This is a genomic window from Lysinibacillus sp. NPDC097162 (assembly GCF_044762185.1).
In the GTDB taxonomy this organism is placed as follows: Bacteria; Bacillota; Bacilli; order Bacillales_A; family Planococcaceae; genus Lysinibacillus.
Genome location: NZ_JBIWDT010000006.1, coordinates 125,715 through 139,146, shown reverse-complemented (window position 1 = coordinate 139,146; position 13,432 = coordinate 125,715). Strand labels below are relative to the sequence as shown.

At 36.1% G+C, this 13,432-nt stretch carries 14 protein-coding genes; 5 read left to right on the top strand and 9 right to left on the bottom strand.

The window, feature by feature from the left end:
- Positions 1-35: 35 nt before the first annotated feature.
- Entirely contained in the window at positions 36-911 is an 876-nt protein-coding gene (locus ACIQXW_RS20150; protein ID WP_402765000.1) for a LysR family transcriptional regulator, read from the bottom strand.
- A 319-nt stretch (positions 912-1,230) separates the two neighbouring features.
- Here ACIQXW_RS20150 and ACIQXW_RS20145 point away from each other — a divergent pair, with 319 nt between their 5' ends.
- Positions 1,231-2,658, top strand: coding sequence for a YfcC family protein (locus ACIQXW_RS20145; protein WP_402764997.1), 1,428 nt, complete (start codon positions 1,231-1,233; stop codon positions 2,656-2,658).
- 157 nt (positions 2,659-2,815) lie between these two features.
- Positions 2,816-4,228, top strand: a complete 1,413-nt coding sequence (locus ACIQXW_RS20140) for a M20 family metallopeptidase (protein WP_402764994.1) — start codon at positions 2,816-2,818, stop codon at positions 4,226-4,228.
- Positions 4,229-4,328: 100 nt separating this feature from the next.
- Here the strand turns inward: ACIQXW_RS20140 and ACIQXW_RS20135 are convergent, their stop codons facing one another.
- The gene (locus tag ACIQXW_RS20135; RefSeq protein WP_340821629.1) at positions 4,329-4,820 is read right to left on the bottom strand and encodes a hypothetical protein; all 492 of its coding nucleotides are present in this window, start codon (positions 4,818-4,820) and stop codon (positions 4,329-4,331) included.
- Positions 4,821-5,037: 217 nt separating this feature from the next.
- On the opposite strand from ACIQXW_RS20135, the gene ACIQXW_RS20130 reads away from it, so the two are divergent.
- Together ACIQXW_RS20130 and ACIQXW_RS20125 are read left to right on the top strand one after the other, a co-directional pair.
- The gene (locus ACIQXW_RS20130) at positions 5,038-5,187 is read left to right on the top strand and encodes a hypothetical protein (RefSeq protein WP_173479196.1); all 150 of its coding nucleotides are present in this window, start codon (positions 5,038-5,040) and stop codon (positions 5,185-5,187) included.
- Between the two features lie 129 nt (positions 5,188-5,316).
- Positions 5,317-5,535 carry a hypothetical protein gene (locus tag ACIQXW_RS20125; RefSeq protein WP_402764989.1) on the top strand — a complete coding sequence of 73 codons (219 nt, stop codon included), beginning with the start codon at positions 5,317-5,319 and terminating at the stop codon, positions 5,533-5,535.
- A 214-nt stretch (positions 5,536-5,749) separates the two neighbouring features.
- Here ACIQXW_RS20125 and ACIQXW_RS20120 read toward each other — a convergent pair whose 3' ends face one another.
- The 5 genes from ACIQXW_RS20120 to ACIQXW_RS20100 all read right to left on the bottom strand — a co-directional run bounded on the left by ACIQXW_RS20120 (position 5,750) and on the right by ACIQXW_RS20100 (position 10,919).
- Positions 5,750-7,480 carry a cache domain-containing sensor histidine kinase gene (locus tag ACIQXW_RS20120; RefSeq protein ID WP_402764986.1) on the bottom strand — a complete coding sequence of 577 codons (1,731 nt, stop codon included), beginning with the start codon at positions 7,478-7,480 and terminating at the stop codon, positions 5,750-5,752.
- Between the two features lie 2 nt (positions 7,481-7,482).
- The gene (locus tag ACIQXW_RS20115) at positions 7,483-8,250 is read right to left on the bottom strand and encodes a response regulator transcription factor (protein ID WP_402764983.1); all 768 of its coding nucleotides are present in this window, start codon (positions 8,248-8,250) and stop codon (positions 7,483-7,485) included.
- A gap of 278 nt (positions 8,251-8,528) precedes the next feature.
- Positions 8,529-9,641 (bottom strand): bifunctional peptide-methionine (S)-S-oxide reductase MsrA/peptide-methionine (R)-S-oxide reductase MsrB, encoded by a 1,113-nt coding sequence (gene msrAB / locus ACIQXW_RS20110; RefSeq protein ID WP_340821634.1) that lies wholly within the window; start codon positions 9,639-9,641, stop codon positions 8,529-8,531.
- Positions 9,642-9,659: 18 nt separating this feature from the next.
- Positions 9,660-10,187 (bottom strand): redoxin family protein, encoded by a 528-nt coding sequence (locus ACIQXW_RS20105; RefSeq protein ID WP_340821635.1) that lies wholly within the window; start codon positions 10,185-10,187, stop codon positions 9,660-9,662.
- A gap of 15 nt (positions 10,188-10,202) precedes the next feature.
- The gene (locus ACIQXW_RS20100) at positions 10,203-10,919 is read right to left on the bottom strand and encodes a cytochrome c biogenesis CcdA family protein (RefSeq protein WP_402764976.1); all 717 of its coding nucleotides are present in this window, start codon (positions 10,917-10,919) and stop codon (positions 10,203-10,205) included.
- A 214-nt stretch (positions 10,920-11,133) separates the two neighbouring features.
- Between ACIQXW_RS20100 and ACIQXW_RS20095 the strand changes: the two genes are divergently transcribed.
- Positions 11,134-12,345, top strand: a complete 1,212-nt coding sequence (locus ACIQXW_RS20095; protein WP_340821638.1) for an MFS transporter — start codon at positions 11,134-11,136, stop codon at positions 12,343-12,345.
- Between the two features lie 80 nt (positions 12,346-12,425).
- On the opposite strand, the gene ACIQXW_RS20090 is transcribed toward ACIQXW_RS20095, so the two are convergent.
- A complete protein-coding gene (locus tag ACIQXW_RS20090; protein WP_402764973.1) occupies positions 12,426-12,698 on the bottom strand; it encodes a hypothetical protein in 273 nt (90 codons plus the stop codon).
- The gene (locus tag ACIQXW_RS20085) at positions 12,695-13,363 is read right to left on the bottom strand and encodes a hypothetical protein (protein WP_402764970.1); all 669 of its coding nucleotides are present in this window, start codon (positions 13,361-13,363) and stop codon (positions 12,695-12,697) included. The genes ACIQXW_RS20090 and ACIQXW_RS20085 overlap by 4 nt, the downstream gene beginning before the upstream one ends.
- Positions 13,364-13,432: the final 69 nt, after the last annotated feature.

The following is a 13,432-nucleotide window of genomic DNA, read 5'->3' as shown; positions in this document are numbered from 1 at the left end:
ATAGGGTCATCTAATATTAGGCATTTGTTTACGATCTAGTTATTACTTAGCGGACGATACATTTTACTCATTGAGCTATAAAAGTCTTGTAAAATTGGATTGCTTAAATTTTTTGTTAAAGCAATGAGTTTGACCGGAATGTTAGAAGTATAAGTTTCTAAAATAGTAGCCGACCCATCCTCGATTTCCTTTCTTATTCTGCTTGTCCCAATTACTCCGAGATACGGGTGATTGAGGACGGCATTTTTTATGCTCTCATCACTATTGCAGTGAATAGTATTTGGAAAGTGAATTCCTTTGTTCAATATTTCAAATTTTATAAAGGGAGCTCTAAGATCAACCAATACAGGGTATTTTTCTAATTTGCTCTCCATTTGAGAAGTGTCATTAGCAACTTTACTCGAAGCGAACAGCACTAAACTTTCATAGTCAATGCATTGATTGGAAATGTCAGAGTTTAAAGTTCTACCATTTACAATAGCAAAGTCCATCTCATTTTGTATTATCTTTTTTAAAGCCTCATCGCTACTATCTACAGAATAAACTTCTATTAAAATATCTTGGTTCCTTTTCTGGAAATTTACTATATGTGGTAGAAAAAAACGGTCGCAATGTTCATCTAATGCACAAACCCGAATAACTTGCTTTTCTCCTTGGAATTCTTCGATTCTTCTTTGCATCGTAAACATCTCATTTAAGATATTTTTTGCATGCTCATAAAGAATTTCTCCAGCTTTAGTTAGCTTCCTTTTATTGTCCACTTTTTCAAAGAGAGGTAAGCCAATCTCATCTTCTAAGTGCTGTAGATGCTTTGTAACAGTAGGTTGTGAATAATTAAGGCGCATTGCTGCTTGAATTAGTCTTTTTTCTTCTGCTACGATTTGAAAAGTCTGAAGGTGTCTAATTTCCAATTACATAACAACCTTTCCTGTTAATTTCTGAAGCTATAAAGTAAATAAAAATGATTATATAATGCTGATTTAATTTTTGAAATATAATTATAACCCTAAATATTTAAAATAGTAATATTGAATATTCACTATTAGAATATCAATGACCTGTAATGCATTATAAAATGAAACCTATGAAAGCGTTAGCAATATTGGGTATTTTCTAAATTTTTCTAATCTTATTATTTAGCCGAGAGGATGATTAAAACTCGACTGTTTTTTGAGTTAATTCATAGTATGACAGATTGCTTTTTACACAAATCACAAAGGGGTGTTATGTTTGAGTACTGCCAAACCAATAAAGATAGAAGAAGGTACTGAAAAGAGGAAGAAGAAAAAGGGCGGCTTAAATGCTTATGTTCTAATGTTTTTAATCATTGTTGTTCTTACACTTTTAACCTATGTTATACCTGCTGGTCAATACGCTAGATATGAGGAAAATGGTAGAACGATTATTGACCCTACAAAATTTGAATACATCACAAATACACCTGTAGGTTTGCTAGACATGTTTAATGCATTTCACCAAGGGATGGTCAAAGGTGCACCAATTATATTATTTGTTCTACTAATTGGTGGTGCTCTTGGAATTATGCAAGCTACAGGATCTATTGATGCGTTAATTCGATTTACTGCACAAAAGTTTGGTAAAAGAAAAAAATTAATTATTCCAGTGATGGTACTTCTGTTCTCATTACTCGGTACCCTTATTGGAGCGGCTGAAGACTCGTTAGTTTATATTACAATAGTTGCTCCAATGACCATTGCCTTAGGCTTTGATGCACTAACAGGTGTCGCAATAGTATTTCTTGGCATGATAGGTGCTGGATTTACTGCCGGTATTACAAATCCTTTTACAATTGGTGTCGCTCAAACAGTTGCTGAGCTTCCAATGTACTCGGGTATGGGCTTACGTATCGCTATTTACGTAATCTTCTACATTTTATCGGTTGCCTTTATTTTAAGACACGTAAATAAAATCGAGAAAAATCCTGAACTAGCTGAATACGGGAAGTTTAACCCGAATGAAAGAATTACGTTTGATGACAATTTTAAGTTAAGTAAAAGACATGCACTTTCTCTTTTAGTGTTTTTAGGCTGCTTTATCGCGTTGATTTATGGCGTTATTAGTCTTGGCTGGTACATTAGTGAAATTGTAGGGATTTTCTTATTAGGTGCAATTATTATGGGTCTTATCGGAAGACTTTCTGGCAATGAGATGACGGATGCATTTTTAAAAGGATGTTCTGAAATGATTTCAGGTGCGATGATTATTGGGATTGCTAATACAATTCTTGTTGTACTTACTTCAGGCAACTTATTAGATACGATATTACATATTACTTCTAATTTACTGAATGGCCTTTCACCAAGTGTAACAGCGGTAGGGATGGCAGTTGTCAATTTCTTTATTCATTTCTTAGTGCCGTCTGGAAGTGGACATGCATCATTAGTCTTGCCAATTATGGCACCATTAGCAGACTTAGTGGGAGTAACAAGACAAACAGCTGCGTTTGCTACTGTAATGGGTGGCGGTGTCTCAAGTTTAATTATTCCGACTGGTGGCTTATTGTTAGCAGCTCTAGGTATGATGGGCATTCCTTATTCAAAATGGGCTAAATGGGTATTCCCTTATGTTGCTATTCAAATTGTCATAGTTGTGATCTTTTTAATTATTGCCCAGGCAATTAATTATGGACCGTTTTAAAAGCAAAGATAGATCGGTATGTAGCATTGACTCTTTTCTATATTCGCCATTTTACTGAGGTGAGATGGCGAATTTAATAGGAAAGTTTATTGCATTTGCTAGGATTTTGGCTTAAATAATTTTTTAGCAAAAATATTATTCTAACGGGGTGAATGAAATGGATTATCGTAATACATTATCAAAGGTTATCGAAGAAAAACGACAAAAATTAATTTCTGTAAGTGATCAAATTTGGGGTTATGCAGAAACAGGATTTGAAGAGTTCCAATCAGCAGAATTATTATGCAACACTTTAGAAGAAGAAGGCTTTACTGTAGAAAAGGGAGTAGGTAATATTGATACTGCCTTTATTGGTAGTTATGGGACAGGAAAGCCGATTATTGCTGTTTTAGGTGAATTTGATGCACTAACTGGATTAAGTCAGGTTGGTGGAGATATTCAATATAACCCAGAAGTAACGAATGGCAACGGACATGGCTGTGGACATAATTTACTTGGTACAGGGGCATTAGCTGCTGCCATCGCAATCCGTTCATATTTAAAAGAAAACAATCTTGAAGGTACTGTTCGTTACTATGGATGCCCTGGTGAGGAAATCGGTAGTGGTAAAACCTTTATGGTAAGAGAGGGGCTATTTGATGATGTAGACTTTGCAGTATGCTGGCATCCTTGGTCTCGAAATTCAGTTTGGTCCATGTCATCTCTTGCCTGTTATGAAGTTTCATTTAGATTCAAAGGAAAAAGCTCTCATGCTGCTAGCACGCCTCATCTTGGTAGAAGTGCACTCGATGCAGTTGAACTAATGAATGTCGGCGTTAACTATTTACGAGAACATATTATTCCTGAAGCAAGGGTTCATTACGCTGTAACAAATACAGGTGGTGTTTCACCAAATGTTGTACAAGAAAAGGCGGATGTATTGTATTTTATTCGCGCACCACGTGTAGCTCAAGCAGAAGAAATTTATCAACGCATCTGTGACGTTGCAAGAGGAGCGGCTCTTATGACTGGTACACAAGTGGAAATTGATTTTGCTTCCGCTGCTTCCGATATATTGCCGAATAACACATTAGAGAAAGTCATGCATGATAACTTTGTTGCTTTAGGTGTCCCACAGTATGATGAAAAGGAACAACAATTCGCGAAGGACATTCGTGCAACTTTATCTGAGGCCGATAAAAAAGAAGATATTAAGGCTAATAAAGAACTAGCAGGCAAAGATTTAGCGCATGTTATCGATCCATTTATCCCATCAAACGGAATATTGCCAGGTACGAGCGATGTTGGCGATGTGAGCTGGGTTGTCCCAACCGTACAATGCATGGTAGCATGTGAACCAATTGGAACACCTCTTCATACTTGGCAGGTCGTTTCAACAGGAAAAACTTCAATTGCACATAAAGGTATGCTACATGCTGGTAAAGTGATGGCGGCAACTGCTATTGAGGTGCTACAAAACCCTGAAGTTCTGGAAAAAGCGAAGCTAGAATTAATTGAACAGCGAAATGGTGAGGAATATGTATGTCCGATTCCTCCTGAAGTGAAAAAGTATAAACTTCAAACTGTTTAAAATAGCTAAAATCCACTGTGCTCATAGGCAGCGCAGTGGATTTTGTGCCAGGCACTCAAACAATTTTGAATATTTTTTACGATATAGGTTGGTAGGTGGGTTAACACCAAACAATTACTTCATGAGGCGTAGTTTGTGCGGGAATGCTTCTTGTCGTAGGTCCATAAACTACAATGAGAGTGCGATTTGCAGGACTTTTTGAAAAAGGCTGCCCATTTCTAAGCAAAATAGGCGTGTATGGTGCAAGATTTAATTGTAATTGACCATCACTACTCAACAATTGAGAATTAAAAAAGTCTACTTTTACATTTTGATAGCTGTTTTCTTTAACAATAATAAGTGCTTGATATTGAGGAGGGTAGATTAAAGGTACAGGTGCATTCGCATCATAATAGCCAACAATGCGATCACCACGGCTTACAACTTCGTGATTTACAAAATAAGTAGAAGGTGAAATAACAAAATTAACAATGCCGCCTGCACCATTTTCTACCGTCATTAACGTATAACATCCTTCACTTTCCCCATTTTGCCCGACTGCAAAATCATTTATCTGTGTAACCGTACCCTGAAAAAAATTAAAATTGACCATAGCCATTCCTCTCTTAAAAAAAGTTTAATCAACTGTTTCCCGTCTACAAATACGAAATTCACCATCTTTTAATACATGTCATTTTAATCTATGTCACAAGTCATTTATGGGTGACAAGGGTTTGTTTCGCTTTAAAAAGGAATAATATATTTTTTTCACAAATCACTATATACTTAACTTGGACTTTAAACGTAATTTTTCTAAGGAGGGGAGCCTTTTGAATTGGATTTCTAAAAATAAGAAACCCTTTTTAGCATTCATCGTTATTATCATAATTATTGCGGGTCTGCTCGATATTAAATATGAGGGACTATTCTTTCAAATGTTACCTAAATCTTTGCAATCTTATTTAGCGAACATGTTTTAAAAACGTTTCAGCTTATATGAAATCTTTTTATAAATAAAAACGCATTAGCTTGGCCAAACTTTAAAATGAAAAGCAGTTGAACAGATTATCTGTTTTATTACTTTTCAATAAAATCAATGGGGGATGGCTATGTCAAATATAAACACAAATTGTAACAATGCAAAAGTTAGGGACAAGCATAGTGCGAAAAAACGAGAAGTAAATCAAAATGGCAAAAAGCTCTATAAAGAGGAGTTTGGCTCTGATTTCGATTTTGATGCAGCTTCAGCTCAAGCAAGTAACTTTACTGAAGCACAAGGGCAAAAAAATTCCCAGCAACCGGTAAGTGAGCGGACTGCATGGCACTAGTTTTTATTTGACAACTATTCAATTCATTGAGTTAAGGACTAAGGTGTAAGCCTTAGTTCTTTTTTATTTAATATAAATAAAGATAACTGCTGCTTGAGATTTCCTGTAGGAGTCGTCGACTGATAATAGGCATCAAGCATGACTTGTTGATGCCTATTAATAACAATTCGGTCTTTTATTGTAGAAATAAATGATTTATCTATAATGTTTTTCTTTAATTCATTTCTTGTGGAATTTTAATTGTGACAGTCGTCCCAATTGTTAAGCTTGAATTGATTGTAATTCCATAGTTAGGGCCGTAGTATAATTTAATGCGTTGATCTACATTTTTAATGCCAACGCCACCAAGCTTTGTTCGCTTCTCTGTAGATTCTCTATTTAGTTGTTTGACGTCAAAGCCCTGTCCATTGTCTCGAACAATAAGCTCCACATCATCTCCACTAGCTATTGCACTAATATGAATATGACCATTGCGAGGGACACTTCGAATACCGTGATATAAAGCATTTTCAACAATTGGTTGTAGAAGGATTTTTGGCATTCGTACGTTTCGTATCGATTGATTGCAGACAATCTTGTAATTTAATTTATCACCGTAACGTTCTTTTTGAATAAACAAATATTGACGAACATGATCTAATTCATTTTCTACAGTTGTCATTTCATTTCCCCCACTAAGCGATAAGCGGAAAAATTGAGCAAGTGCTTTTGTTATTTCAATTACTTTCTCACTGTCATTAAACTCCGCCATCCATACAATTGTATCTAATGTATTGTATAAGAAATGAGGATTAATTTGACTGTGGAGCGCACTAATTTCAGTTGCTCTTAAGTGTTTTTCCTTTTCAGTAATTTCCTGCATTAGTTTTTCAATTTGCCCAATCATACGATTGAAATATTTTGCTAAACTTTGTGCCTCAAAGCATCCTTTTTCATCAATAGGTATTTCTTTTAAGCCATGTTCGATATTTTGCATCGCTTTTTCTAAACGTTGGAATGGCACCGTAATTCGTCCAGCAAATAAAGCAACACTTACCGCAGCTATAATAAAAAGAATCATGCCTACTAATAAAAAGATTTCGAGCAGTTGTCTTTTTATCATTAAAAGTCCATCTTGTGAGGAGACTCCAACAAATGTCCAGTCGGCATTATTTAGCTTATAGGTGTGCGTTAACGTATTTTTTTCTTTATCATAGCCCGCTTGATTGGCGATAATTTGCTGTAATTGTTGTTGTTTTAAGTAATTTTCGAAATACGCGGTATCCTTATGATAAACGACTTCTCCGTTGTCATTTATAATGAAAGAAAAGCCATCCTTTCCTAAATCCAAGTTAGCTAAAAAGTCTTCGATAACTTTATATTGGATATCGATAAGCAATACACCAATATTTTGACCTTCGGCATTTTTTATTTCGCGGCTAATTGAGATTACCCAGTTATCTTTATCCATTGAAAAGTGCTGCATGCGAGCAGATGTCAGTACAGGCTTGCTGCCATTATTAACAGCTGCCACATACCATTGTTCCTTCATCATATTGCTCGACATACTCATAATTAATCCCTTTTCATTAGACAGTACTTGTCCGTCTTTACTAACAATTACCACCGATTGAATGAATCGATCCGTTGCCATCGTTGTTTCAATCATAGACAGTAAACTATGCTTAATAGTAGGGTCTCGCTCTGCACTCGAAAAATAGGTTACGAGCTGGGCGTTTTCAGCTAGCAAACCTGATACGGCTTTGAGACGATCGATATAGAGATCAATATACATACCGCTTTTTTCAACTGCCGTTTTTGTGCTAGAGGTTGCTTCACTTAACACAACAGAAGCAATACTGTAATACAAAATAACGCACATTAATAATAAAATAAGACCACTCGCTTTTAAATAATGAAGGGCAATTTGCATGCGTAAAGTTTTCAATATATTTGATTTCTTCATCGCTATTCTCTCATTTTTTCTCTAAATTGATTGGGAGAAATATCAAATTTTCGTTTGAATGTAGCGCTGAAATAATTGGGATCATCAAAGCCTACAGCAGCTGCAATTTCGTACACTTTCATATCTGTGCTGAGCAAAAAAATTTTCGCTCTATCTAAGCGGATGGATAGCATATAATCTTGAAAGTTTTTACCGTATAGGCTCTTAAACAAGCTACTTAAATAGGAATTACTGAGTGCCATTTGTTTTGCTAGATAGCTTAAAGAAAAATCGACATTTGCAATGTTACGGTCTATTTCTTTTTGTATTCTCGCTTTATAGCCTGTGTCATTATTTATGTTTGTTTCACTCAAAATGCCTTCCACAAGCCGAGATAGCTCATGCTGACTTTGTGTTGCTTGAATTTTTGCTATCAGATTTTTTAACGTTTCTTGAATGTCATGTTTAGAAACGGGTTTTAAGACGTAATCATCAATGCCTGCCTTTAATGCAGTTATGGCATAATCAAAATAGTCATAGCCTGTAATAATAGCAATTTTTACATTAGGTTTAATTGTTTTTGCTGTAATGGCAAAATCGAGGCCGTTCATTTTCGGCATATTGATGTCAGCTAAAACGAGGTCAGGACTATGGTTTTTAAAGATTTCAAGTGCGGTCTCTCCATTTGATGCTTCAAATACTTCAGAAATGGAAAGCTCCTCAAAGTTAACAAATGAGCGAATTCCTTTTATGATGATTGCTTCATCATCGACCACTAATAATTTGTACATCACATCACCTCTTTGAGAAAATACATAAAGGGCTGTCCTATCAGTAGCTCCACGTATGCAAAATGATATTCTAAATTGTAAAAATCCACTACACTTCCGGTGGGCACAAGGTAAGCCGCAACCGACGCTAATGCGCCGCGTGTTGCGGCTTATGATGCGTGCGCTTCCACAGGGGTCTTCGTGGATTTTTACTTAGCTAGTAATAAATATGACTACTTACAGTGCTAGGAGGATTCCAAATTGTTTTGGTGACTGGCACTGATTTCAGGAGCGTACTATTATTTAGTTAGCGGTATTAAGTAACCATAACCAGCTGATTCCATTTCAGCTTGTGGAATAAATTTAATCGCAGCACTATTTATACAGTAACGCAAACCACCACGATCGATAGGTCCATCGTTAAACACATGTCCTAAGTGACTATCACCCGTACGGCTTCTCACTTCGGTTCTAATCATATTAAAGCTCGTATCTTTAAACTCAAGCACCACGGCTGGATCAATCGGCTTAGTAAAGCTTGGCCAACCGCATCTAGAATCATATTTGTCAGCAGATGAAAATAGTGGCTCACCTGTTACAATATCAACGTAAATACCAGGATCATAGTTGTCCCAGTATTCATTTGAGTAAGCCATTTCTGTACCATTCCCTTGTGTTACTCGATATTGCTCTTTTGTTAACATTTTTTTAATTTCCTCATCACTTGGCTTTGGATATAAAGCTGGGTCAATAAGGGATGGCATTTCTTGATTTTTCAATGAATCAAACTCTACATGACAATAGCCATTTGGATTTTTTTCAAGATAATCTTGGTGGTATTCTTCTGCAAGTGTAAAGTTTTTAAGTGGTTCCACTTCAGTAACAATCGGGTCATCGTAGCGTTCTTGTTCTTTCGCCACTACCTGATCAATGATTCGTTTATCTGCTTCATCTGTATAGTAAATACCCGTACGATATTGTGTGCCACGGTCATTTCCTTGCTGATTTAATAAGGTAGGGTCAATAATTTGGAAGAAATGTGTTAATAGCTTTTCTAAATTAACTCGTTCGGGATCATAACGAACATGAACCGTTTCCGCATGCCCTGTATTTCTCCAAATAACATCTTCATAAGTTGGATTTTCTGTATTTCCATTGGCGTAACCTGACTCTGCATCATAAACACCGTAAACACGTGCCATATATGCTTCTACACCCCAGAAACAACCACCTGCAAGCCAAATATCTTTTAAATTATTTGTATCAAAATTTAAGTTGACGTTTGGGTTGGGTGGATACTTAGATTCTGCTTGGGCTGTACTTACACTACTAGTTAACAAAGAAGTATCGACCGAGCATGCTGATAAAAATAATAAAACACTAAACAATACACCAAATAGTTTTATATTCATTAGATGTACCTCCCTTTATTATTGGATACTTTTAAATTTCTCAATAATTTGTGGATTACTTACATGGCCAGGCAGTGTTTGAATGAGTTGACCATCTGAGCCGATATAGGACGATGTTGGATAGGCTCGTATATTGTATTGTTTCGCAATTGCACCATCTTCATCTAATAGCACTTTAATATTGGATGTTCCTTCAACACCGTTAAACCATTTAATAAATGCATCACTCTTTTTTTCATTATTGAAATTGGGTGATACGATGCTTAAGACAACAAAATCCTGCTCTTCCCCAGCTAGTGTATTTAATTCTTCTAAGCCTGCTAAGCAAATGGAGCACCAAGAGGCCCAAAATTTCACATACACTTTTTTGCCTTTATAGTCAGCAAGATTGTAGGTATCGCCCTTCGTATCAACTAATTCGAAGTTTGGAGCGATAGTCCCTTCATTTTTAGCTGCTGCTTTCGTTGAGGATGTCGAATCCCCCGTGCATGCCCCTAAAAGAAACACTGCTGCTAACATGACAAGGAGCAGTTTAAAATTGTACATGTTAAGTCTCCTTTCTTATTGTGGAATGAACGTAAGTAACAGATTTAAATTATTTGTCATTAAGACAATTCCCATAAAAATAATGATAATCCCACCGGCAATTTTGATTTTCCCTATATGCTTATTCATTTTTTTCACATGTTGTAATAGTAAATCAGAGAAAATAGCAAGAAGTAAAAAGGGGATTAATAGCCCGAGCGCATAAAAAAACATCATAAGTGCCCCATAAGTGGCCTGTCCCTCGCTAGCTGATATTCCTAATACCGCCCCTAAAATAGGCCCGATACAAGGTGTCCAGCCCATACTAAACGTAAGACCCAATAAATAGGTACCAAGTAAATCACGTTTATCGCTTCTTTTCAGTTGTACTTTGGTTTCTTTATGGAGCACTGCTAACTTCAAAAGACCTATTTGATGGAGGCCGAGCAACACGACTACTACACCGCATACGGCGATAAACCAGTCTTTATTAATAAACGCACCAAGAAAACCGGCGCCAAATCCTAAGATGACAAAGCTTGTAGAGAGACCAAAAACAAAAAGAAGCGTCTTAAAAATTAAATGTGGATTCACTTGCCATTTACCTAAAGCCCAGCTGTGTTGTATAGCGACACCACGCTCATTGGTTGAAAGTACTGAAAAGTAAACAGGTAGTAAAGGGACTATGCAGGGGGAAAGGAAGGATAGTATCCCTGCAATAAAAACTGTACTGAATAAAAGCTGTTCGCCCACGATTGAAGCACCACCTTTCTTGTATAGTTTTATAGTAAGAAAAGTGAATGAAAAGCAACATAGAATGATTTCATGAAACTCTTAGATATAATCTTGTAATGAATTTCACGTGTGTAAGGCAGCAGTTTTGCAAGGATAAATAAAAAAGTGCAATTTAATTTACTTAATACCAAGCTAGAAGGAAATGGTAAAATATTAAAAAGGAGGGATTGCTATGGCGATGATTCGAAAATATGGGATGTTATTAGGGGGATTCGGCTTTTCATATCTTGGCAATTGGATTTACCTTGTCGCTTTAAATTTAATGGTTTGGCATTTAACTTATTCTGCGACAGCAGTTGCGGGTATCTTTATTGTTGGTCCGATTGCCCGTATACTGACCAATTTTGTGGCAGGCTCAATTATTGATCGGTCGAACAAAAGAAAGATAATGATCGCAATGGATGTTATACGCGGAATTATTGTTTTCCTTATGCCATTTATAACGTCTATCTGGCTCATCTATAGCTTGTTATTTTTAGCGAATATAGCGAGTAGTTTTTTCGGGCCAAGTAGTACATATTATATTGCGAAATACGTACGCGATGAAGATAAGCAACGTTTTAACGCATTATTAGGCACATTAAATTCAGGTTCTTTTATGTTAGGTCCTGCCATCGCAGGTGTCCTTATTGCTGTTTTTAATATAAGTATCGCCATATGGATTAATAGCGTGACATTTTTTGTTTGTGCGTGGGTCATTTCGCGTTTACCGAATATAGAAGAGCAAGTAGAAGAGAAGCGTGTAGTGCTTACAATGAGTGTAATAATAAATGATTTTAAAGTGGTTTGGACTTTTATAAAGCAGCAACGGAATTTCTTGAAATTTTTTATGTCCTATCAAATTGCACTAATGGTTGCTTTTGCATTAGATTCACAAGAAATGACTTTTATAAAGAAAGTTTTATCTGCTTCGGATAGTCTTTACGGTGTGCTAGTAAGTATTGCTGGCGTTGGGGCTATTGTTGGTGGTTTATTGGCAATGATTTTAGTACATAAATTTTCAATTGCTACCTATGTAGGGGTTGGGCTTACGTGTACGATGGTTTCCTATACCGCCTTTTATGCATCAAGCAATATTTGGTTTGCTACGTGTTGTTTTATCACGTTAGGAATTTTTATGGCATTCAGCAATACTGGATACGATACTATCTATCAAAAAAATATTCCGCCAAATTTAATGGGACGATTCGGTAGTTCTGTTAGCCTTGTTCAAAGTGTTATACAAATTGTACTTACGTTTAGTTTAGGAATATTGGCAGACTGGTTTTCACTACAGCTCGTAGCAGTCATTTTTGGTGCAGTCGGACTTGTGTTTGCACTCTTTATGTCTATCTATATAGCAACAAATAAACAAGCACTGCAAATTAAAGAAAGTAATAATTAGTATTTAAAAGTGTAAGTATAGCGGAAGAAGAGGTTCGAGCAAAAGTAAGGACGATTTGAACCTCTTTAACATGCATAGTTCTAGATTTTTAGCTTCGAAAAACAAAATGTAATGGAACGTTTTACATAAAGTGAACAATAGAACAGTATGCCAGAAACAACAAGTGCTAAAGGTATACTGAAAACGATCGGGAGATCTACGCCTTGCCAAATACTCATTTTAATTTGGTCAATGCCTACAGTTCGTAAAATACCAGCAAGTATTGTTATTAAGGCACTTACAACAAGCCCCACATATAGGACGGTTAGGACAACTAGTGCTAACGAGCAAAAAAATCCACGTATCATCTTCATAGTTGCACCCTCTGTATAATTTGTTGCACTTTCGCATTGGGAGAAATAGTATAGCATTTTGTGTAATAAAGCGTTTGTATTGTACAATGACTGCCCACTACAACAACATCTCCTTCAACGACCTCCGCATTTGTATTGGAAAGATTCAAATGTTTTCCTGTTATCGATTTACACTGAAGTTTTTTTCTAACAATTGAAATCGATAATTTATCTTTCTCTATCGTTATATCTTCGGCAATTAGCCGATCAATCTCACTTGCTCCTGATAATTTTAAGTGAAAATGTGCTGCATGTATTTCTTGAGCCTTAACAAAGCCAATCGCGTGAAACTGTTGTGCTTGTAAATTTTGCTCAATTGTTAATTTCCCTGAGCTATTAATAGTCGCTATTTGTCCATTGCGTATCTTTAAATTCCCCGCAGTCGTCACTTCCGAAATTTCACAATAATCCTTTATAATACAAGACCCTGTATTTTTTAAAACATGCGCCATAACACATGAATGGAACGAGCTATGACCATGGGTGGAGATTGTTTTTAAGCGAACGTCTTGAAGTAAAGTGACAGCACCGCGAATCTTTAATTGTTCACAGTCAGGTGCTAAATCATTAATAGTGCCACTCGTAAGCGTAATACTACGTTGCCTCTGTATCCCTTCATTTGACATAGTAATCACCTCTTTAATTTAGTTTATATACATTTTAATTATTAAAACATATATTAATTAAAATATATG

What these genes read in the sequence shown, in the direction of transcription:
- ACIQXW_RS20140 (WP_402764994.1), top strand. Translation starts at nt 2,816, where the DNA reads ATGGATTATCGTAATACATTATCAAAGGTTATCGAAGAAAAACGACAA.
- ACIQXW_RS20135 (WP_340821629.1), bottom strand. Translation starts at nt 4,820, where the DNA reads ATGGTCAATTTTAATTTTTTTCAGGGTACGGTTACACAGATAAATGAT.
- ACIQXW_RS20125 (WP_402764989.1), top strand. Translation starts at nt 5,317, where the DNA reads ATGTCAAATATAAACACAAATTGTAACAATGCAAAAGTTAGGGACAAG.
- ACIQXW_RS20120 (WP_402764986.1), bottom strand. Translation starts at nt 7,480, where the DNA reads ATGAAGAAATCAAATATATTGAAAACTTTACGCATGCAAATTGCCCTT.
- ACIQXW_RS20115 (WP_402764983.1), bottom strand. Translation starts at nt 8,250, where the DNA reads ATGTACAAATTATTAGTGGTCGATGATGAAGCAATCATCATAAAAGGA.
- msrAB (WP_340821634.1), bottom strand. Translation starts at nt 9,641, where the DNA reads ATGAATATAAAACTATTTGGTGTATTGTTTAGTGTTTTATTATTTTTA.
- ACIQXW_RS20105 (WP_340821635.1), bottom strand. Translation starts at nt 10,187, where the DNA reads ATGTACAATTTTAAACTGCTCCTTGTCATGTTAGCAGCAGTGTTTCTT.
- ACIQXW_RS20095 (WP_340821638.1), top strand. Translation starts at nt 11,134, where the DNA reads ATGGCGATGATTCGAAAATATGGGATGTTATTAGGGGGATTCGGCTTT.
- ACIQXW_RS20090 (WP_402764973.1), bottom strand. Translation starts at nt 12,698, where the DNA reads ATGAAGATGATACGTGGATTTTTTTGCTCGTTAGCACTAGTTGTCCTA.
- ACIQXW_RS20085 (WP_402764970.1), bottom strand. Translation starts at nt 13,363, where the DNA reads ATGTCAAATGAAGGGATACAGAGGCAACGTAGTATTACGCTTACGAGT.